The organism is Halobacillus hunanensis (genome assembly GCF_900166655.1).
GTDB classification, from domain to species: Bacteria; Bacillota; Bacilli; order Bacillales; family Halobacillaceae; genus Halobacillus_A; species Halobacillus_A hunanensis.
Map to the genome: position 1 here is coordinate 1,338,330 of NZ_FVZB01000006.1, position 21,216 is coordinate 1,359,545.

22 protein-coding genes and 1 pseudogene are annotated in these 21,216 nt (G+C 40.7%); 6 read left to right on the top strand and 17 right to left on the bottom strand.

From position 1 onward, the window contains the following. Positions 1–4 precede the first annotated feature (4 nt). Positions 5–1,294, bottom strand: coding sequence for an adenylosuccinate synthase (locus tag B5354_RS12065; protein WP_079529013.1), 1,290 nt, complete (start codon positions 1,292–1,294; stop codon positions 5–7). 226 nt (positions 1,295–1,520) lie between these two features. Here B5354_RS12065 and B5354_RS12070 point away from each other — a divergent pair, with 226 nt between their 5' ends. Next, positions 1,521–2,288 (top strand): DeoR/GlpR family DNA-binding transcription regulator, encoded by a 768-nt coding sequence (locus B5354_RS12070; RefSeq protein WP_079529014.1) that lies wholly within the window; start codon positions 1,521–1,523, stop codon positions 2,286–2,288. Between the two features lie 2 nt (positions 2,289–2,290). After that, positions 2,291–3,151: a Cof-type HAD-IIB family hydrolase gene (locus B5354_RS12075; RefSeq protein WP_079529015.1), complete on the top strand. Its 861-nt coding sequence runs from the start codon at positions 2,291–2,293 to the stop codon at positions 3,149–3,151. Positions 3,152–3,331: 180 nt separating this feature from the next. Here B5354_RS12075 and dnaB read toward each other — a convergent pair whose 3' ends face one another. The 4 genes from dnaB to B5354_RS12095 are packed head-to-tail and all read right to left on the bottom strand — an operon-like array spanning position 3,332 to position 8,127. Then, entirely contained in the window at positions 3,332–4,693 is a 1,362-nt protein-coding gene (gene dnaB, locus B5354_RS12080) for a replicative DNA helicase (RefSeq protein ID WP_079529016.1), read from the bottom strand. 34 nt (positions 4,694–4,727) lie between these two features. Next, positions 4,728–5,174 (bottom strand): 50S ribosomal protein L9, encoded by a 447-nt coding sequence (rplI, locus tag B5354_RS12085; RefSeq protein ID WP_079529017.1) that lies wholly within the window; start codon positions 5,172–5,174, stop codon positions 4,728–4,730. Then, positions 5,171–7,144 carry a DHH family phosphoesterase gene (locus B5354_RS12090; RefSeq protein ID WP_079529018.1) on the bottom strand — a complete coding sequence of 658 codons (1,974 nt, stop codon included), beginning with the start codon at positions 7,142–7,144 and terminating at the stop codon, positions 5,171–5,173. Before B5354_RS12090 ends, rplI begins: the two co-directional genes overlap by 4 nt. A 35-nt stretch (positions 7,145–7,179) precedes the next feature. Further along, a complete protein-coding gene (locus B5354_RS12095) occupies positions 7,180–8,127 on the bottom strand; it encodes a YybS family protein (protein WP_079529019.1) in 948 nt (315 codons plus the stop codon). A gap of 150 nt (positions 8,128–8,277) precedes the next feature. On the opposite strand from B5354_RS12095, the gene B5354_RS12100 reads away from it, so the two are divergent. Then, the gene (locus tag B5354_RS12100; protein ID WP_079529020.1) at positions 8,278–9,093 is read left to right on the top strand and encodes a histidinol-phosphatase; all 816 of its coding nucleotides are present in this window, start codon (positions 8,278–8,280) and stop codon (positions 9,091–9,093) included. A 76-nt stretch (positions 9,094–9,169) separates the two neighbouring features. Here the strand turns inward: B5354_RS12100 and B5354_RS12105 are convergent. Next, positions 9,170–9,437: pseudogene (locus B5354_RS12105) on the bottom strand (phosphoglycerate dehydrogenase); the annotation flags it as partial. Positions 9,438–9,720: 283 nt separating this feature from the next. Between B5354_RS12105 and B5354_RS12110 the strand changes: the two are divergent. Beyond that, on the top strand, positions 9,721–11,385 hold the full coding sequence (locus tag B5354_RS12110) for a peptide ABC transporter substrate-binding protein (RefSeq protein ID WP_342743008.1): 1,665 nt from the start codon (positions 9,721–9,723) through the stop codon (positions 11,383–11,385). A 55-nt stretch (positions 11,386–11,440) separates the two neighbouring features. On the opposite strand, the gene hmpA is transcribed toward B5354_RS12110, so the two are convergent. Beyond that, complete coding sequence (gene hmpA / locus B5354_RS12115; RefSeq protein ID WP_079529021.1) at positions 11,441–12,661, bottom strand: NO-inducible flavohemoprotein; 1,221 nt, start codon at positions 12,659–12,661, stop codon at positions 11,441–11,443. A 187-nt stretch (positions 12,662–12,848) separates the two neighbouring features. Here hmpA and B5354_RS12120 point away from each other — a divergent pair, with 187 nt between their 5' ends. Continuing rightward, entirely contained in the window at positions 12,849–13,286 is a 438-nt protein-coding gene (locus tag B5354_RS12120) for an Rrf2 family transcriptional regulator (protein WP_079529022.1), read from the top strand. Positions 13,287–13,373: 87 nt separating this feature from the next. On the opposite strand, the gene rpsR is transcribed toward B5354_RS12120, so the two are convergent. The 7 genes from rpsR to B5354_RS12155 form a co-directional block, all read right to left on the bottom strand. Next, positions 13,374–13,601, bottom strand: a complete 228-nt coding sequence (gene rpsR, locus B5354_RS12125; protein WP_079529023.1) for a 30S ribosomal protein S18 — start codon at positions 13,599–13,601, stop codon at positions 13,374–13,376. Between the two features lie 22 nt (positions 13,602–13,623). Then, positions 13,624–14,109, bottom strand: coding sequence for a single-stranded DNA-binding protein (ssb, locus tag B5354_RS12130; RefSeq protein ID WP_079529024.1), 486 nt, complete (start codon positions 14,107–14,109; stop codon positions 13,624–13,626). Between the two features lie 12 nt (positions 14,110–14,121). Further along, positions 14,122–14,412, bottom strand: coding sequence for a 30S ribosomal protein S6 (gene rpsF, locus B5354_RS12135; RefSeq protein WP_079529025.1), 291 nt, complete (start codon positions 14,410–14,412; stop codon positions 14,122–14,124). Between the two features lie 144 nt (positions 14,413–14,556). Further along, on the bottom strand, positions 14,557–15,654 hold the full coding sequence (gene ychF, locus B5354_RS12140; protein ID WP_079529026.1) for a redox-regulated ATPase YchF: 1,098 nt from the start codon (positions 15,652–15,654) through the stop codon (positions 14,557–14,559). A 227-nt stretch (positions 15,655–15,881) separates the two neighbouring features. After that, a complete protein-coding gene (locus B5354_RS12145; protein ID WP_079529027.1) occupies positions 15,882–16,079 on the bottom strand; it encodes a DUF951 domain-containing protein in 198 nt (65 codons plus the stop codon). A gap of 24 nt (positions 16,080–16,103) precedes the next feature. Continuing rightward, positions 16,104–16,988 carry a mechanosensitive ion channel family protein gene (locus B5354_RS12150; RefSeq protein WP_079529028.1) on the bottom strand — a complete coding sequence of 295 codons (885 nt, stop codon included), beginning with the start codon at positions 16,986–16,988 and terminating at the stop codon, positions 16,104–16,106. A 54-nt stretch (positions 16,989–17,042) separates the two neighbouring features. Continuing rightward, positions 17,043–18,038, bottom strand: a complete 996-nt coding sequence (locus B5354_RS12155) for a YkvI family membrane protein (RefSeq protein WP_079529171.1) — start codon at positions 18,036–18,038, stop codon at positions 17,043–17,045. Positions 18,039–18,150: 112 nt separating this feature from the next. On the opposite strand from B5354_RS12155, the gene yyaC reads away from it, so the two are divergent. Further along, a complete protein-coding gene (yyaC, locus tag B5354_RS12160; protein WP_079529029.1) occupies positions 18,151–18,759 on the top strand; it encodes a spore protease YyaC in 609 nt (202 codons plus the stop codon). A 16-nt stretch (positions 18,760–18,775) separates the two neighbouring features. Here yyaC and B5354_RS12165 read toward each other — a convergent pair whose 3' ends face one another. From B5354_RS12165 to B5354_RS12175, 3 genes are all read right to left on the bottom strand, one after another. Then, a complete protein-coding gene (locus B5354_RS12165; protein WP_079529030.1) occupies positions 18,776–19,480 on the bottom strand; it encodes a DUF554 domain-containing protein in 705 nt (234 codons plus the stop codon). 87 nt (positions 19,481–19,567) lie between these two features. After that, positions 19,568–20,410: a ParB/RepB/Spo0J family partition protein gene (locus B5354_RS12170; RefSeq protein WP_079529031.1), complete on the bottom strand. Its 843-nt coding sequence runs from the start codon at positions 20,408–20,410 to the stop codon at positions 19,568–19,570. After that, positions 20,391–21,164 carry a ParA family protein gene (locus B5354_RS12175; RefSeq protein WP_079529032.1) on the bottom strand — a complete coding sequence of 258 codons (774 nt, stop codon included), beginning with the start codon at positions 21,162–21,164 and terminating at the stop codon, positions 20,391–20,393. Before B5354_RS12175 ends, B5354_RS12170 begins: the two co-directional genes overlap by 20 nt. Between the last annotated feature and the right edge of the window lie 52 nt (positions 21,165–21,216).

The following is a 21,216-nucleotide window of genomic DNA, read 5'->3' on the forward strand; positions in this document are numbered from 1 at the left end:
TATACTATTCGCTATATACACTTCGTACAACATTTGTTTGGGAACGGTCGGGCCCCACTGAAAAGATAGACAACGGAATACCTGTCAGCTGCGATACACGCTCCAAGTAATGGCGAGCATTCACAGGCAAATCAGTAAGCGTCTTGGCTCCTGTAATATCTTCTTTCCACCCCGGCATCTCTTCATAGACAGGTTCACATTCAGCTAACACTTTCAAACTAGCTGGAAACTCCTTAATAATCTCACCTTTGTATTTATAGGCTACACAAATTTTTAATGTATCAATTCCTGTCAGGACATCAATAGAGTTTAAAGAAAGGTCGGTAATCCCGCTTACTCGACGCGCATGGCGGACAACCACACTATCAAACCAGCCGACACGGCGCGGACGTCCTGTTGTTGTTCCGTATTCTCGGCCCACTTCACGAATTTGGTTCCCCACTTCATTATCCAGTTCTGTAGGAAAAGGGCCATCTCCTACACGTGTCGTATAAGCTTTTGAAACACCAACCACGTGTTTGATTTTTGAAGGTCCTACCCCTGAACCAATTGTGACACCGCCTGCAATAGGGTTAGAGGAAGTTACAAATGGATAGGTTCCCTGATCAATATCCAGCATAACCCCTTGAGCTCCTTCAAACAGAACGCGCCGCCCTTCATCTAAGCTATCATTCAAGACGACTGATGTATCACAAACGTATTCTTTAATTTGTTGTCCATACTCGTAATATTCATCTAGTATTTCATCTACAGTAAATGGTGTTGTTTCATACACTTTTTCAAATAAACGATTTTTTTCTGCTATATTCTGATCAAGCTTCTCCCGGAAACTTTCTTTGTCCAGAAGATCAGCTACTCGAATCCCTGTTCTGGCTGCTTTATCCATATAGGCTGGGCCAATTCCTTTTCGTGTTGTTCCAATTTTATTGGCACCTTTTTCTTCTTCCTGCAGTGCATCAAGTTTCAAGTGGTATGGAAGGATAATATGTGCACGATTGCTGATTCGCAAATTATCCGTTGAAATTCCTCGATCATGTAAGTACTTCAATTCTTCTAAGAGAGCCTTCGGATCGACAACCATTCCATTTCCTAAAACACAAATTTTCTCACCAAAAAAGATCCCTGAAGGAATAAGATGCAATTTATACGTGACTTCATCAAATTTAATGGTATGCCCCGCGTTGTTTCCGCCTTGATAACGAGCTACAACTTCGGCATTTTGTGATAGAAAATCAGTAATTTTACCTTTACCTTCATCGCCCCATTGGGTTCCGACAACTACTACTGAAGACATAATGGCACCTCCGCCAATAAAATTTACTTTTTAAATTAAATACATGGTCAGTTTATCAATATTCCACTCATCCGTCAACGCAAATCCGAACAATACATATCATTTCATTAATAATGTTCGATTATACCATCCTCATTTAATACTTATATATACTTACATTAACTTAAATTACTTGATATAAATAACGTTATTACTTATAATAACTTATAAAGGAGTGGTGGTTGCGATGTACCAAGAGGAACGGCTTATTGAAATTCTTACTTACTTAAGGAATGAAAAACGGATTTCAGTAGAAAAAATCTGCGAACTCTTTGACGTTTCTCGTGATACAGCCAGGAGAGACCTCGTAAAGCTCGAAGAACAGCAAGCGATTTTACGAACAAGAGGGGGAGCCATCCTGCCTTCTATTCATAACAAAATTAAGGACTATCCCAATCGCCTGCGGACTGATTCCGGAGAAAAATTCCATATTGGGCGAAAAGCTGCCTCTTTGATCAGGAACGGCGATAAAGTGATATTAGATGCTTCAACTACTGTTCAGTCATGCGCGGATCAAATGAAGGAACTCGACTGTACCGTTATTACAAATTCCATTAACCAGGCAGAAATCCTTTCAAATAAAGCAAACGTAACGATTCATTTACTCGGTGGCCAGCTGCATAAGGAACATCGTTTTTTATATGGCACCTCCGTCATTGATCGGCTCTCAAAGTATTATGTTGATCATGCTTTCATCGGTGTAGTAGGGATCTCCGAGCATGGCTTAACCATTGCTCATGAAGAAGACGGTATGGTGAAAAGAAAAATGCTTGAACAGGCCAAACAGGTTACGGTTCTTGCTGACCATACTAAGATAGGGATAACTGACTTTTACCAGTATGCAAGTTTAGAAGATATTGACCTGCTGATTACAGATCGGACTCCAAGTGTTGAATTTCAGGAGCTTCTCAGCACCCACCAGGTCGAGTTAGTCGTAACGGAGGAGGGGGCATAACTATGAAGATGATCGCCATTGATTTGGATGGAACCCTTTTAAATAGTCACAGTTCCATCAGTAAAGAAAATATTGCAGCCATTAAAAAGGCACAAGCTAGAGGGATAGAAGTTGTCATTGCTACGGGACGTGCTGAATTTGATGTGCGGGAAGTTTTCAAGAATACTGGAGTGCTCACATGGGTAATAGGAGCAAATGGAGCTACCATGAATCAGCCTAATGGGGAATACTTTGACGCTACTTCGATTGATCCCAAGGATGGAAAAGAGATATTACAGTGGCTCGAACAGGAGGAATTCTATTATGAGGTCTTCAGTGACTCAGCAATCCTCACCCCACAAAATGGGCGGGAACTGCTCAATATCGAACTTGATAGGGTTCGGAGTGCCAATCCAAAAGCAGATATTTCTGATTTAAAGCTAGCTATGAATAAACAATTTGGACAGCAAGGATTCCTGCATGTTAAATCATATCAAGAAATTCTGGCGGCCGATGTTCCGCTTTACAATGTGCTGGCTTTTTCGTTCGATCAGGATAAACTCGCGACAGGCTGGCGACAGTTTGAAGCTCACGATGATTTAACGTTAGTGAGCTCTTCCCTTCATAACTTCGAACTTGAGCATAAGGATGCTTCAAAGGGCAACGCACTGAGAAGACTCGCGGATTTTAAAGGCATTTCCCTGCAAGATACTGGTGTAATTGGAGACAGTCCTAATGATCTGTCCATGTTCGAAGCAGCTGGGCACAGTGCAGCAATGGCAAATGCCCATGATTTAGTGAAAAAGGCCGGTGACTTTATAACAAAGTCCAATGATGAACACGGGGTTGCCCATATCATTGATAAATGGCTTACTTCCTATTGATTCATACACACTCGGCGTAACTTCTTATTGAAGGCGTGACGAACTGTGATGAATATAATCAGGCGTCTGAGTATTAAATACTCAGACGCCTTACTATGTTTAGACACATATAAAACGCAAAAAACCACCTCAGGTCATCCATAAATTGGATGACCTGAGGTGGCAAAAAAAGGATGTTGTTTAGGCCGGTGGTACGTCGGCGTCACTGTATCGTCTGTCAAGGTCAACGAATTTGTTATATTCCTTTACGAAGGCGAGTTCCACATTGCCAACGGGGCCGTTACGTTGCTTAGATATAATTATTTCAATAATATTTTGGTTTTCTGACTCCTGATCATAATAATCATCACGGTACAGAAATCCTACAATGTCGGCATCCTGCTCAATTGAGCCTGATTCACGCAGGTCGGACATCATCGGACGCTTATCCTGCCTTGATTCAACACCGCGTGATAACTGAGATAGTGCAATCAAAGGAACATTCAACTCACGAGCCAACCCTTTTAAGGAACGGGAAATTTCCGATACTTCCTGCTGACGGTTTTCTTTAGAATTGGCGCTTCCTTGAATGAGCTGCAGGTAGTCAATCAATATCATACCTAGGCCATGTTCTTGTTTGAGCCGACGGCACTTGGAGCGGATCTCGCTCACCCGTATCCCTGGTGTGTCATCGATATAAATACCTGCATTCGATAGACTCCCCATTGCCATGGTCAACTTGTTCCAATCGTCAGATTCCATACGCCCTGTCCGCAAACGCTGCGCATCAATATTCCCCTCAGCACATAGCATACGTGAGACGAGTTGATCAGCACCCATTTCAAGACTGAAAATAGCCACGTTTTCTTCCGTGTGTACAGCTACGTTCTGAGCTATATTAAGAGCAAACGCTGTTTTACCCATGGAAGGACGGGCAGCGATTATAATCAAATCATTTCGCTGGAACCCTGAAGTAATTTGATCAAGGTCCCGGTAACCGGTTGGAATTCCTGTTACGTTTCCATCATTGTTATGAAGCATTTCAATATTGTCATATACATCGATCAGCACATCTTTAATACTTTTAAATGCTCCAGAGTTCTTTCTGCTGGACACTTCAAGAATATCTTTTTCTGCTGCATTTAAAACATCCTCTAAGTTCTCTTCTTCAGCAAATCCGCTTGTAACGATATCCGTCGCGGTACGAATCAATCCCCTTAGTGTCGATTTTTCACTGACAATTTTCGTATAATAGCCGACATTTGCTGCCGTTGGCACAGAGTTCGCGATATCACTTAGATAGGAGACACCGCCAACTTCTTCTAACACTTTATTATTTGATAACGCCGTGGTCACCGTCACAAGATCAATAGGTTCTCCACGATCAGATAAAGTAAGCATCACTTCAAAAATGCGCTGGTGACTTGCTCTGTAAAAATCTTCAGGCAGCAAGTATTCAGCGGCCGTGGACATAGCTTCCGGTTCCAAAAAAACCGCCCCGAGCACCGCTTGTTCCGCTTCGATATTATGAGGTGGGGTACGGTCGTTCCATAGTTCACTCACATGCTGTTCCTCCCCTAGTCAAGCAAAGGGCCTCTTATTTCCCTTCAATATGAACACGAATGTTACCTGTAACCTCTGGGTGCAGCTTTACAGGCACATTGGTGTACCCAAGTGTACGAATAGGCTCGTCTAACTCAATTTTACGTTTATCTATTTTTATTTGATAGGATTTCTTCAGCTCTTCAGCAATTTGCTTACTTGTAATGGACCCAAATAAACGTCCGCTATCACCGGACTTAGCTGTTAATTTCACTTCCATATTAGCTAATTTTTCTTTAAGCTGTTCCGCTTCCTTCACTTCTTCCTCAGCAAGCTGCTCTTGTTTTGCATCTTTCGCTTCCTGTGCCTTGAGGTTTCCGCTCGTAGCCTCGACAGCTAAATTATGTTTCAAAAGATAGTTCCGCGCATAACCATCAGAAACGTTTTTGATTTCTCCTTTTCTCCCTTTTCCTTTTACATCTGCTTTAAATATAACCTTCATTCTTCTTCTCCTCCCTCAAAGTACTCATCAATAATATCTTGTAACAATGCTCTCGCATCTTCAATTGTTGTATCTTCTAGCTGGGTAGCAGCATTAGTTAAATGGCCTCCCCCATTCATACGTTCCATAATAATCTGGACATTTACATCACCTAGAGAGCGAGCACTAATGCCAATCCGACCATCTTTTCGCTCAGAAATTACAAATGAAGCTACAATCCCAGTCATGGTAAGTAACGTATCTGCAGCCTGGGCAATTATCACCGGACCATAAGCTTCACCGTGCTCTCCGGCTGAGATCGCAATTCCATCTCGGTACACATCTGCTTTTTCAATTAAACGACTGCGTTTTACGTAAACGTCTAAATCTTCCTTCATGAATTTCTGCACTAAAACAGTGTCTGCTCCTTTGGACCTTAAATAAGAAGCAGCATCAAAAGTCCGGGAACCCGTACGTAAGGTGAAACTTTTTGTATCAACAATAATGCCTGATAACAATGCCGTAGCCTCAAGCATGGATAGTTTCAGCTTCTTCGGCTGATACTCAAGCAGCTCTGTTACCAACTCTGCTGTAGAAGAGGCATATGGCTCCATATAAACAAGGGTCGGGTCAGCTATGAATTCCTCCGCACGACGATGGTGATCGATTACCACCACATGTTCTGTTTTATTTAAAAGTTTTTCTTCGGCAACGAGCGATGGTTTGTGCGTGTCGACTACGACTAGCAGGGTTTCATTCGTTACAAGTTCAAGGGAATCTTCCGGAGTAATGAAATTAGACCATAACCCTTCGTCACCCTGAATTTCTTCAATCATCCGCTGGACACCAGTATCGATATCATGTGGGTCAAGAACAATAGATGCAGGTATGTCATTGGCTTGTGCGATTTTCAAGATCCCTATAGCTGCACCAACCGCGTCCATATCCGGAGATTTATGCCCCATAATCAGCACTCTTTCACTTTCCTGAACAAGCTCTTTCATAGCATGTGAGATTACCCGGGCGCGAACTCTTGTACGTTTTTCCATTGGGTTCGTTTTTCCACCGTAAAAGCGGACCTTCCCAGTGTCATCCTTAATGGCCACCTGGTCCCCGCCACGTCCGAGGGCGAGATCCAGACTTGATTGAGCTAATTCCCCTAGTTCTGGCAGGCTCACTGGCCCGACTCCGACTCCGAAACTTAACGTTAAGGGAACATTCTGATTCGTGATGAGCCCTCTAACCTCGTCTAGAATCTCAAACTTCGAGCGTTCTAGGGTTTGTAAGATCTCCTGGCTCATAACAGCAATAAAGCGCTCCTGGGATGTACGTTTAAGGTAGATCCCATAATCTCCCGCCCACTTGTTTAAGGTGGATGTCACTTGTGAGTTGATTTGACTCTTATTTGTATCATCCATTCCTTGAGTAATTTCTTCATAATTATCAAGAAAAATAATGGATAATACAGTCTGCTCATTTTGATATAGATTATGAATCTTTGTCTGATTTGTACGATCAAAGATATATAATAGCCGCTCATCACGTTTAATTAATGTGTGAAGTTTATAATCTTCAATCTCTAACCAGGTTTCGTCCTGGTCTTCCTTAATTTGAGCAATTATATCATCAGAAAGAGTTGTAAGTGACTCCCCGACAATTGTGTCCTGCTTGGTAAATTTGTTCATATATGGATTAGCCCACTCTACTTTATAATCCTCACTGTATAGAACAATCCCAATAGGCATCTCAAGTAAAGCTTCTTCCCCAACCTTTTTCACTCGATAGGAAAGTGTAGATATATATTCCTCTGTTTCACTAATCATGGTCTGCTCTGTGCGGACACTGTAGAATATAGATGCAGCGAGAAACAGTGTCATCAATAATCCCAGCATCCACTGGTAATACCAGATAAAGCAAAGAAGCAGTATGGAGATGACATAGATAACCCATAAATGTCCACTCATAGTCGGTTTTTTAAAAAAGTTCGGCATATCATTCAGCTCCTGCCATTTTGTACGAGCTATCGTTACTTTTTAGCTTGTAAACGTTCGCGTAACGAAAATCCTATATCAATTATACCTAAGATTCGTACAAGATAAAGTAGGATTGTTGGTAAAAGCACACACCCTATGACTGCGATAATCGGCAGCGCCTTTGTTTTCCGTTTAACATGGGAGTAGAAAGCAATAAAGGCAATCCCTTGAACAGCTAAAAGCGCTCCTGTCAGAGTGAAAACATTAATCGCAGCCAAATAACCTATACCATCACCGGCTGCAAATATATAGTTAAAAATTAACGCGAAAAAGTAATACCATAATACAGAAGTCGGCAATGTAAAATTACGAAAAGCGGGAAAATGAAACTTTTTACCTTCGACTCGATTAATTAATTTATAGCTTGCCCATTGACTAATAAAGGCATAAAATATTCCTAAAATAGCCAGGATGCTAGGAATTAAGTCAGGAAGTGTTTCCATTTGCTGTCGTAAACCCTCAAGCTGTTCCTCGGTCATTCCTCCCCCGCCAAGCGTACCTAACATTCCTTCTGTTATCGTAAATGCTTCATCTAAAGCCGCCTGAATTTGTTCCGTCCAGCTGACTCCAAACAATACCTGTGACATCAAGTATATGGCAACAAGACCAATGATAAAACCAATTGAACCCATTGCCCAAGTTTCATATGCTGACCTCTTATTATTCATGGAGGCGCCGACAAATATTCCGCCAATCCCTGTAAGTAAAGTAACGGGTAGTGAAAAGACCGTTGCAAACAAGGAAGCAAATATAGTGACAGCGATCAGCATGAGTCCCCCTGGTTTCCACCCATGCCTGTAAGTATAAAACACAAATGGTATTGGTAATGTAAGGATTAGAATAGAGCCAATAATCCCAGGAAGAAACAGAATTAACAATAACACTAGCAGATAAATTCCTGTCATTAAAGCCCCTTCTGTAATTCTTCTCGTATCATTCATTCACGTGCACCTCATCTTTACTCAAAACTATGCTAACTACCCTATTTTAACATACCAGGCAACAGCTCATCTTTTCATAACGTTTTGTCTTTAGGATGATATGCTGATATGATAAGACAAACCATTTTAAACAGGGCAGGGGGATCAAAAATGCGAACTGATTATCATGTACATATGGCCGAAACAGGGGATTTGTCTGTAGATTATTTACGCAATTACATTGAAAGAGCTAAACAAGAAGGGATTGAGGAATTAGGGATTTCTGAACATGCATACTTTTTCCAAGAAACATCCAACATTCTTTCTAATCCTTGGGTAGAAAACCGCCGCACATTAGAATTCAATCAGTACCAGCACCTGTTTGATGCAGCGCATGAAGCGGGGCTTCCCATTAAAATGGGGATCGAAATGGACTATATGCCTGGCAAAGAAACTGAAATGCAGCAATTTATTGAGGCGCATCCATTTGATTATGTCATAGGTTCCGTACATTGGATTGATGAATGGGGGATTGACTTAGCTATATTTCGAGAAGAATATGAGAAGCGCGACTTACATAACGTTTACCGAGAATATTTTGATCGAGTCGTTACCTTAGCGGAATCTGGTCTATTTGATTTCGTCGGTCATATTGACGTTATTAAGGTATTCGGCTATCGCCCGGATGATAAAGAATTCCTCCAAGAACAGTATGAACGGGCCGCCCAAGCCCTTGCTAAAACCAACACTTGTATCGAAATCAGTACAGCTGGCTTAAGGAAGCCAGTCGGTGAATTATATCCCGATCCTGATCTTTTGAAGGCTTGTAAGGAAAAAGGTGTTGGAATTGTTCTATGTTCAGATGCCCATAAGCCAGACCATATTGGTTATGCTTACGATGAAGCTATTAAACTAGCTCGATCAGCTGGTTATGATGAAGTGAATGTATTTAAGAAACGTAGAGCACGTACGGAACCTATAACTTAAGAATACACAACCCCCAGGTGTAGCTTGTTTACGCCTGGGGGTTCTTTTGTAAGTTACAAGATTGGTGAAGCCTTTACATTGCCATGGTATGTTCAGCAGTTGATATGGTATTCACACCTGGCACATTTACAACCACAATGCCATGCTCTGCAGCAGCTTCTAAACAATATTATTTACACCCGCTCGTCCGATCCCTTCAGCTCAGTTGCTTGCTCAGTCAGCTCTCGCGTCACCTCGGTTTGACTACGAACAGTCATGGCATAACTAGTACTTAATTCCGTAAGTAACTCCCCGTGGCTTAAAGACGAGTTTACTGTCGGGTCATTTATTAAAATACGATGCACTTATTTCAACTCCTTCATGGCATACAAATAAATTTCCTAGGCTGCTATTTTAAAACTACTCCACTTGTCCTTTCAGCGCGCACAATTTATCTTCTGAAATAGAAATTTAATATTCATTTATCCTATCAAAGCATATTCAATGTCAATCAACTGCTGTGATCAACAATAAATAGTTTTTTTCTTTTTTTTCTTTTGTAAAGATGCTGTTAATTAATAGAATTGTCTGTATAATTTAAAAGGTAGAAAAAATTTAGAATATTACCACATTAGGGGGAGGATTACTTTGAAAAAAGGCAATTTATGGTTATTATTATCTTTAATGATGACATTCGTATTAGCCGCATGCAGCGGTGGGGAAAGTACATCAAGTAATTCTAGTGGAGAAGAAGAAAGCAGCAGTGAAAGTGATGTTAAACAGGAGATAACCATCACAGCAAAAAGTGAAATTGCAAGTATGGATCCTTCATTAATAACAGATACGGTTTCATTCCAATGGGCCGGTGAAACACTGGAGGGACTATTCCGATTGGACAAGGACGGCAACCTTTCACCGGGTATTGCTAAAGATAGTTCTGTTAGTGAAGATGGACTAACTTGGACTTTTAACCTGCGTGAAGATGCTAAATGGGCTAATGGGGATCCTGTAACCGCCCATGACTTCGTGTATTCCTGGCAGCGTGCAGTAGACCCTGCAACTGGATCTGAATATGGACCTTATTTCCTTGGCGGTGTAGTCAAAAATGCTACAGCCATTAGTGAAGGTGAAATGGATCCATCAGAACTTGGTGCAGTGGCCGTTGATGATCATACATTAGAAGTTCACCTTGAAAAGCCAGTTCCATATTTCAAAAATATGACGGTTTTCATCACATTTATGCCTCTTAATCAAGATTATGTAGAGAAGCATGGAGATAAGTTTGGAACCGAAGCGAAGTTTACCCTGGCGAATGGACCTTTTAAAATGACAGAGTGGAACCATGGCGAAGGATGGACCCTTGTTAAAAATGAATCTTACTGGGATGCAGACGCCGTTAAGCTGCAAAAGCTTGAAGGAAAAGTCATTAAAGAAATCTCAACTGGGGTTAACCTCTATCAATCTGGTCAAATTGACCAAGCAGAACTTAACGCTGAATTCGTCGACCAATATTCAACTTCTGAAGATTTCAGAATAGCAGAGCAGCCGTATTTATACTTCTTCAAATTCAATCAGGCGAATGAAGTGTTAGCAAATGTACATGCACGTAAAGCTATTTCCCTTGCGATTGATCGCCAAGCTTTAGTTGACGTCATCTTAAACGATGGCTCTATCGTAGCTGAAGGGTATGTTCCATCCAACTTTGTGAACAAACCAGGTACCGACAAAGGTTTCCGTGAAGTACAGGGATCACTTGTGGAATCTAATGAAGCTAAAGCTAAAGAACATTGGGCAAAAGCACTCGAAGCACTTGGAAAAGAAGAAGTAACATTAGAAATCTTAGGTGATGATACAGGAACATCACAAAATGCTATGGCTTACTACAAAGATCAATTAGAAACAAAACTTGAGGGACTTACAATCGAACTTGTGCAAGTTCCTTTCAAAGAACGTGTGCGCCGAGGACAAGAATCAGAATTTGAAATCCTTGCCGCTACTTGGGGACCTGACTATGTGGACCCGAACACCTATTTAAATATGTATTTGACTGACGGACAAAATAATAACATGAACTTCTCTAGCGAAGAGTATGATGCACTAATTGCAAAAGCAAATGGTGAATATGCTCAACAGCCGCAAAAGCGTTTTGAAACTTTCCTAGAAGCTGAAAGATTACTTTTAGAAGAATATGCTGCCGTAGCACCGATTTACCAGGATGCGAAAGCTATGCTATTCAGGCCATCTATTAAAAACGCATTCGCTACAGCTACCGGCCCAGAATTTGAATTTAAGTGGGCATATGTAGAGGAATAATCACAAACACAAATAATACCTCTGTTGATTTACTCAACAGAGGTATTTTGCTGCTTTAATCGAGGCTTCCTTCCGGGCCAAAGAACTCATAGTTTCTTCGCTCTTCCGGTATTCCCCAAGCTTTCAGTGAATGATGTACAGCCTTCATAAATCCTTCAGGTCCACAATAATAAAAGTCTGCCTGTTGCGGTACATTTTCCTGAAGCCATTCTAAATCAATATATCCTGTTTTATCATATCCACTATCCTGTTCAGATGGATCCTCATAAATGGTATAAGCTTTTACGGAAGGATAATCTAGCACCACTTCTCTCATATCCTCCTTAAATGCGTGGACACTACCATTGCGTGCTGCATGAATAAAGTAAATATCACGACCTGTTTGTTTCATAGTTGAGGTTTTAAGCATACTCATTAATGGTGTTAGTCCTACACCGCCACTAACTAGCACGACAGGATTTTCTGATTCCGTATTCAAGTGGAAGTCCCCAGCTGGGGCACTGATTGATACGACATCCCCAGTTTCTATCTGATTGTGTAAAAAACTAGATACAATACCTGCTGGATTCCCTCCAATTTCATCTTCCCTTTTTACACTAATACGATAGTAGCCTTTGCCAGGGGAATCAGATAGACTGTATTGTCTCAGGTGTGTATGTTCTTCGCCGGGAATTTCAGCTTTAATCGTAATATATTGACCCGGTTTATAGTCGGACAATTCACCGCCATCCACTGGCTCCATGTAGAAGGATGTGATCACATCACTTTCCTTTACCTTCCTCACAATCCGAAATTCACGATAATCATTCCAACCGCCTTTTTGTACGGCAGCATCATAGTACTTCTGTTTTTCTACTTCTATAAATGCTTCTGCAATCACACCATAAGCTTCTCCCCATGCTTCGATGATGTCATCAGTAGCAGCATCACCTAGGACCTCTTTAATAGCTAGTAGCAAATACTCACCTACAATAGGGTAATGCTCAGGTTTGACATTTAAACTCCGGTGTTTCTCAGAAATCTGCATAACTGTCGGCATGATCACACTTAAATCGTCAATATGTTGTGCAGCCGCATAAACCGCATTAGCCAAAGCCTTAGGCTGTCTTCCTGCCCTTTGGTTCGTTTGGTTAAAAATGTTCCTTAATTCAGGATAATCAGCAAACATCCGCTGATAGAAACACTTTGTAATAGCTTCCCCATGCTCTGCCAGTACAGGTACAGTTGACTTAACTATTTTTACGGTCTCTTCATTTAATTGAGTTTTTACAGTCATAGAAATACTCCCTTTAAAAGATGTATTTTTAATACATCTTTATTATAAAAATAATCTCTATATAAAAGCAATATTATAAATACATCTTTTGTGACAATATTGTAACAAGCTAAACAATCGAAAGCAGAAAGACAACTTGCAGATTATATGATAAGATAATGGAAAACTAAAATGAGGATTTTTATATATGCGCTTAAAAAAATATACGGATTACGCTCTGAGAGTACTAATTTATACAGCCTCTATTCCAAAAGATCAATTAGCGAGTAAAAAAGAAATCTCTGAAGTCTTTCATATTTCTGAGAACCACCTGGGGAAAATTATTCATCAGTTAAACAAGCTTGAGTTGATTGAAACCATTCGTGGGAGAAGCGGAGGATTAAAGCTGGCAAAGGAACCCAGAGATATTAACATTGGTTATGTAGTCAGGGCAATGGAAGATGATTTTCTTCTGTTAGAGTGTTTTGACAATGACACCAATTACTGCGTGATTACACCTGCCTGCAAGCTAAGGCGTGTATTAAATGATGCCTTACGTGCTTTTTTAGAGGTGGTCGATAACTATACACTGCATGATTTATTGTCCAACAAGGATGATTTAAGAGAGCTTATGGATATAACCTAGAGAGATGCAGGAGGCCAGACCATTTTAAAAACGAAAAAAAGGCCGTTCAGTTGTTTAACTAGCTGAACGGCCTTTATTTATTGCTATTTATTCAGCACTGTAAGGTAATAGTGCCATTTGACGAGCGCGTTTGATTGCTTTCGTCAATTTACGTTGATATTTTGCAGAAGTTCCAGTTACGCGACGAGGAAGAATTTTTCCACGGTCGGAAATGAAACGTCTAAGCAAGTCAGTATCTTTAAAGTCGATATGTGTGATTCCGTTTGCTGTAAAGAAACACACCTTTTTACGTTTACCGCGTCCACGACGTGCCATGAGGCGTCCCTCCTTTACTTATTTAGAATGGTAAATCATCATCAGAGATGTCGATCGGCTCTCCATTATCTGCGAAAGGATCATCATCTTTATTATTATTATTTGAACCGAAGTTATTACCTGGTTGCTGTTGATTCTGATTTGGTTGGAATCCTGAACCTTGTTGGCCGCCTCCGTTTTTGGATGCACCTTTAGATTCTAGGAACTGTACGCTGTCTGCAACAACTTCTGTTACAAACACACGCTTACCTTCTTGATTATCGAAACTTCTGGACTGTAATCGCCCGTCCACACCGATAAGACTGCCTTTGCTCATAAAATTGGCAAGGTTTTCAGCAGCTCGTCTCCAAACAACGCAGTTAATGAAATCTGCATCACGATCACCCTGGTTATTTGAGAATGGTCGATTCACTGCAACAGTGAAGTTGGCAACAGCTACCCCATTTGGCGTATAGCGTAAATCCGGATCCTTCGTTAATCTGCCGACTAAAACGACACGATTTAACATCAGAACCACCCCTTATTTGTCATCTTCGCGTACAGCGATGTGGCGGATAACATCATCCGAGAACTTCGCTTGACGGTCGAATTCATTGATCGCTTCACGATCACCTTTGAAGTTGATCGTTACATAGATCCCATCACGATAATCATTAATTTCGTAAGCAAGACGACGCTTGCCAACTTCTTTAAGATTTTCGATTTCCGCACCATTATTTGTAAGGATACCGCTGAAACGCTCAACTACAGCTGTTTTAGCTTCCTCCTCGATGTCTGGGCGGATGATGTACATGATTTCATAATTTCTCATCCGTATTCACCTCCTTATGGACTTAACGGCTCCTTTAACAGGAAAGGAGCAAGGAGTAATTTAACTATAATTACTCACAATGTTGTATTATATCAAAAGTACATCGGAAATACAATACGTTAACGGAGAGATCCGGGTTTTGGCTTATACGTTGAATCGGAAATGGATAACATCGCCATCTTTAACTAAATACTCTTTTCCTTCTAAACGAACTCGGCCACGATCTCGAGCTACTCCCATAGTTCCAGCATCCACAAGGTCTTCGTAAGATACTGTCTCCGCACGAATAAATCCGCGTTCAAAGTCAGTATGGATAATCCCCGCAGCTTGAGGAGCTGTCATTCCTTCTTTAAACGTCCAAGCACGAACCTCTTGCTCGCCAGCTGTAAAGTAAGTAGCTAGCCCTAACAAGTTATAGGTTGCTTTAATCAATTGATCCAAGCCAGATTCTTCAATACCAAGGTCTTCGAGGAACTCTTGTTTTTCTTCCCCATTCAACTCGGCAATTTCAGCTTCAATTTTTGCACATATGACAATAACCTCTGCATTCTCCTGGGCTGCAAACTCCCGGATCTGCTTCACTTTATCATTGTCACCTTCACCGATCTCCTCTTCACTCACATTAGCTACGTATAAGATCGGCTTAGAAGTTAATAAGTGCAAGCCTTTTACAACCTTGTGCTGATCCGTTGAGAATTCAATTGCTCGAGCAGGGGTTTCACCCTCAAGACCTTCTTTAAGCTTTTCTAAAACTGCATATTCAGCTACTGCATCCTTATCTTTTTGGCGAGCCATTTTGGCCACCCGGTCCAAACGCTTTGAAACAGTTTCCAAATCGGCTAAAATCAATTCTAAATTAATCGTTTCGATATCTGATATTGGATCTACTTGTCCGGAAACATGTGTGATATTCTCATCTTCAAATGCACGTACAACGTGGCAAATTGCATCTACTTGGCGAATATGGGATAAGAACTGATTTCCTAACCCTTCTCCCTTGCTAGCTCCCTTAACAATACCGGCAATATCGGTAAATTCGAATGCTGTCGGTACTGTCTTCTTCGGATTGACCAGCTCAGTTAACTTTTCTAGTCGAGGGTCCGGAACCTCCACAATCCCAACGTTTGGATCAATGGTGGCAAACGGATAGTTTGCAGACAATGCTCCAGCCTGCGTAATTGCGTTAAATAAAGTAGACTTGCCCACGTTAGGCAATCCTACAATTCCAGCTGTTAATGCCATATAAAAATTCCACTCCTTAAGGATTTACATACATGTATGTTCGGTCATATCAATTATAGATACTGTACAAAAAAATAACAACCTATGCAAAATAGAAAACAGGCCCCTTCAGGAAGCCTGTTTTTCATGTTTACTCTATTTAAAAATCCAAATGTCAGGCCCTCTCACCTCAGTTTATTTTAAAACCTACATTCATATAGGGGGTTAAACAAAGCTGGGAAACCTTGTTATTGTTCACTCGCTTCGAGTACTTTCTTCATCTTCGTTTCAAACTTTTTACGCGGGATTAGCACACTATGCCCGCATCCTTCGCACTTAATTCTAATATCAGCACCCATGCGTATAATTTTCCAGCGGTTTTCCCCGCATGGATGTGCTTTCTTCATTTGAACTATATCGTTTAAATGATACGTTTTCTCTGCCATAGCTTTTGCCTCCCGGATATATAATTAAGATGGTTCCTGTCCCGTTTCTTCTTCGTGGCGTGAGTACATCACGATACGCGGATAAGGTATTTCGATCCCTTTTTCTTCTAAACGCTGTTTTACTTCTCTTCGAAGCGCACGAGCCACACCCCAGTGTTCCATAGGGACTGTTTCACTAATGATCCTCATCATAATTTCTGAAGCATTTAAATTATCTACACCTAGCAGTTCTGGTATAGCCGTCATCTGCTCATATCGTTCTGGTAATTCCTCAAGAAGTTCGGATATGATCTGTTCTGTATATTCAATATTATTTTCATAGGCAATCCTCACATCCACTACAGCAATGCTGTTGTGAATCGAGTAGTTGGTAACTTGGGTAACATTCCCATTCGGGAGAATATTGATCTCCCCTGTCCAACTTTTGATTTTAGTCGTCCGTAAACCAATTTCCTCAACAAATCCCTCTACACCAGATGTCAGTACATAGTCTCCTACAGAAAATTGATCTTCAAAGATAATAAAGAATCCCGAAATGATATCACGTACAAGGTTTTGCGCACCAAACCCAATCGCTAAGCCAGCCACCCCAGCACCGGCAAGCAACGGTCCAATTTTGATACCAAACACTTCTAATATCATGATAAATGCCGTGAAATAAACGATGTATGTCATGGTATTAATCACAAGCTTTTTGAGAGTAGATTCACGGCGTGCAGTAATCTGAAAGGGACCGCGTCTACGGTTTTCAAAAAATCGTGATATAATTTTACTGCCGATCCGAATGATTAATAGCGAAACAAATAGAATCAGCAATATTTGCAATAGCCCCTGTCCAATTCCAACCCACAATTCAGGACCTGTTATATAGTCAACGAATTTTCCCCAGTCTACTAAAGCCTCCTCCATAAATTACCCTCCTAAGTTTCAGTACTAGAATATGAAACTTATTTTAACAGGTTTCTACCGAATTTTGAATCGATGTATGAAAGGAGAAAGCAGAAGGGAACCCAAAACATATAAGTTAAGCAATCCATAAAGAGGATACAAGTATTCGATCAATGTAGAGAAACCAAAGGATGTAAACGGAACCATGATGACAATAGTAATCATGGAAAGGATCCATAACGGTTGTTGTAAATATTCTCTGAACCGAGTTACAATTCCAAGCATCCCTGAAGCAGCGGTCGTGAACATAGCAATCCACATTACGATCGACATAAATATCATCATTTCAAACGGGTACTCTTTTAATATAGCGAATAAAGGGATTTCATATAAAATAATTTCCTCGGAAATTTGTATCAAACTATTATTATATAAATAAGAAACTACCCCCAAAAGGAGACCGCTTCCTATGCTTGCTACCCATATTTCACGACGGCTTTCCACCTTGTTTCCTATCGCACCAAGAACGGCTATTAATGGAACAACATTAAGAGCTGTAAATGGAAAGGCTGCTTTCCAATTGCTTGTCTCCTTTATGTGCCCGAACATTGATAAGTTCTGGTCATGAGTAAATAAAAGTAAGACAAAGAGCAATCCACCAATTAATACTGGGAGAACTAAGCTATTAACCGTCACGATCCCTTTTACATCCCAAACAAACAGTAAAATTAAAGGGATAATAATAGCCAGCACCCCTAATCGGTAAGAAAAGTGAAAGGCTTGCCATGTTGCACCACTTCCCGCCAGCATCACCACTGTTGTCGTAAATAAATAGAGGATAATCATTCCATCATAAATGCCCGTCAGGTGTCTTCCGACCACTTTTCTAAGGACAGGTAAATAATGACCCGCCTTCTGTTCATAGCTGATTCTCATAATACTCATACAACAGAAACTAAACATAAACGAAAATAATAGGATCGCCAGACTGCTATCTTGTCCAAAAAACTGCCATAGTTCCCTGCCAGATGCATAGCCAGCACCAATTGTTGTTCCTATGATTAAGCACATCCATTTAAAACCTGCTCTCACTACAACCGCTCCCTACTCGATATATTTTGCCACGTATAGAAACATGAAAAGCCTTATATACTGTTACTAATATGTGTCTGGAGGGGTACCTATGAATGTTAAGGACAAGTTTTCAAAAGGTGAGCAGCGTGTCCATGTAGACGATCCAAATATGAGTGAACAGCTTAGTCATTACCTGTTGGAGTCCCTTCCTAAGGACAAGCAAGTAATTATTGCATGTATTGGCACTGACCGATCAACTGGAGATTCTTTAGGACCATTGGTTGGTTCAATGCTTCGAGACCATCCCTTAAAAACTTTCCACGTCTATGGAACATTAGAGCATCCTTTACATGCCCTAAACCTGAAAGATACAATAAAAGCTATCTATCATACCCATCCATCGCCATTCATTCTTGCCATTGACGCCTGCCTTGGAAAAAACTCTTCTATTGGAAGTGTATCTATTGGAAAAGGAACGCTTAACCCTGGAGCTGCTTTAAAAAAGGATCTACCGCCTATAGGTGATATGCATATAAGCGGAATGGTTAATGTGGGTGGTTTTATGGAATATGTAGTCCTGCAAAATACCCGCTTGCATCACGTTATGAATATGGCTGCAAAAATTGCAGCAGCTATCCGTTTGGCAGAAGAACAACGCGGAAGTGGCCTTTATACTTATCAGCCTTTAGTAGCTGCAACAAAAAAACAGCAACGGTAAGGCATCCGTTGCTGTTCTAGAACCACTGCATCACATAAAGAACAATTCCGACTATAAATAATGAGGGTAATAAATTTGCTACCCGTATTTTTGTTAATTTAAGTAAATTTAACCCAATTGCGACAATCAGTAACCCGCCAGTGGCTGTCATTTCCACAATAAATAAATCGAGCATCTCCTCAGGAATCCACTTATTGATTTGCGTGGCAAGTAAGGCAATACCCCCTTCGTACAGTACAACAGGAATAACCGAAAAGATAACACCGATTCCGAGCGTAGAAGTTAATACTAAAGCAACAAACCCATCGATGATAGCCTTCGTAATCAACACTTCATGATCATTACGAAGACCACTATCTAAAGCTCCAATAACAGAAAGTGCTCCTATAACAAAGATTAGTGAAGCTGTAATAAACCCTTGAGAAATAGTTGACTGCTTTTCTGGTTTTGAAAACTTTCTCTCCACCCAGCGGCCAACATATTCTAATCGTTCCTCCAAATGAAGAGCCTCCCCAACGATTGCCCCTATGAGCAGACTCAGTAAAACTACAACAATATTGTTCGTTTCAAATCCCATCTGCAATCCAATCAGAATAACTGCTAAACCAACACCGCTCATAACCGTTTCTTTAAAACGTTCTGGAATTTTCGTGAAGAATAAGCCAAGCAATGTACCAACGAATATACATAATCCATTTACAATAGTCCCTAATAATACCATAATGCACTCTCCAATGGTTGTTTCACGTGAAACCTTATAAAAACGTAATAAAAAGGCCTGGATACCAAACGACCAGGCTGTTAAATCTTATTGACTTTCAAACCAGTTTAAGATCCGTTCAAGATCCTCATCATTAAGAAACTCAATCTCAATTTTCCCTTTTCGTTTTCCTTTTTGAATGTTGACACTAGTGCCCAAACGTTGTTTAAGACTCTCTTCCCGTTCACGGATAAAAATATCTTTTACTGGTTCGTTCTTGTTTTTTTTAGGCTTATCTTCATTTATTTCTAAAATAAGCTTTTCGACCTGACGTACGTTTAAACCTTCTGATTCAATGCGTTTCATAACAGGAATAACCATCTTCTTATCTTTTAACCCTAAGAGAGCCCGGCCATGCCCCATAGACAAGGAACCATCGTTAATACGTTCACTAACTTCTTGAGGAAGTGTCAGCAGCCTCACAAGATTAGCAATATGCGAACGACTTTTACCAAGTCGCTTAGAGAGATTGTCCTGAGTAACGCCTAATTCCTTGATTAAATTTTGATAAGCATGCGCCTCTTCGATAGGCGTTAAATCTTCACGCTGAAGGTTTTCGAGCAGGGCCAGCTCCATCATTTCGTCATCCGTCAATTCTCGGACTAAAACAGGGACATATTCAAGGCCAGCTTGCTTGGCCGCACGAAACCGCCGCTCCCCTACTACAATTTCGTACCCCTTAATACTCTTTCTCACAATCAATGGCTGAAGAATCCCATGTTCTTCAATGGATTGTTGAAGTTCATTAATTGCCTCTTCAGTGAAATGTTTTCGTGGTTGATAAGGATTGGGTCTGCAATTCTCTACCCTAATTTCATGAATCTGTTCATTGTCTTTAACATTCATGTCATTAAATAATGCATTAATGCCTTTACCTAACCCTCTCGCCATTTGCCATCACTTCCTTCGCTAAGTCTAAATATACTTCAGCCCCGCGTGACTTGGCATCATATAAAATAATAGGTTTGCCATGACTGGGCGCTTCACTTAAACGAACATTGCGGGGAATTATTGCACGGTATACACGATCTTGAAAATACTTCTTTACTTCTTCTATCACCTGAATACCTAAGTTTGTACGAGCATCCAGCATTGTCAATAAGACACCCTCAATCATAAGGTCTTTATTCAAGTGTTTTTGGACAAGACGAATCGTGTTAAGCAGTTGACTCAACCCTTCAAGAGCATAATACTCACATTGAACAGGAATCAAAACTGTGTTAGACGCTGTCAAAGCATTAATCGTCAACAGACCTAATGAAGGCGGGCAATCAATAATGACATAATCATACTCATCTTTCACTTCATCAATGGCATGCTTAAGCCTTACCTCTCTGGAAATCGTAGGGACAAGTTCAATCTCTGCTCCAGCTAACTGAATGGTAGCTGGGATAGCATCAAGGTTTTCCACCATTGTTGCAGTACGAACTTGAGGAGCATCGACTCCCTCTACTAGTACATCATATATACATTGGCTTACTTCTCCCTTTTCCACACCAACACCACTCGTAGCATTACCTTGTGGGTCAATATCAACCAAGAGCACCTTATTATTTAAATAAGCCAGGCATGCGCTTAAATTGACGGCTGTTGTTGTTTTTCCAACGCCACCTTTTTGATTGGCAATGGAAATCACTTTACCCATGCTGTCACCTGCCTCTTTCCTTATCATCACTTTCTTTTACATCGGCTAATTT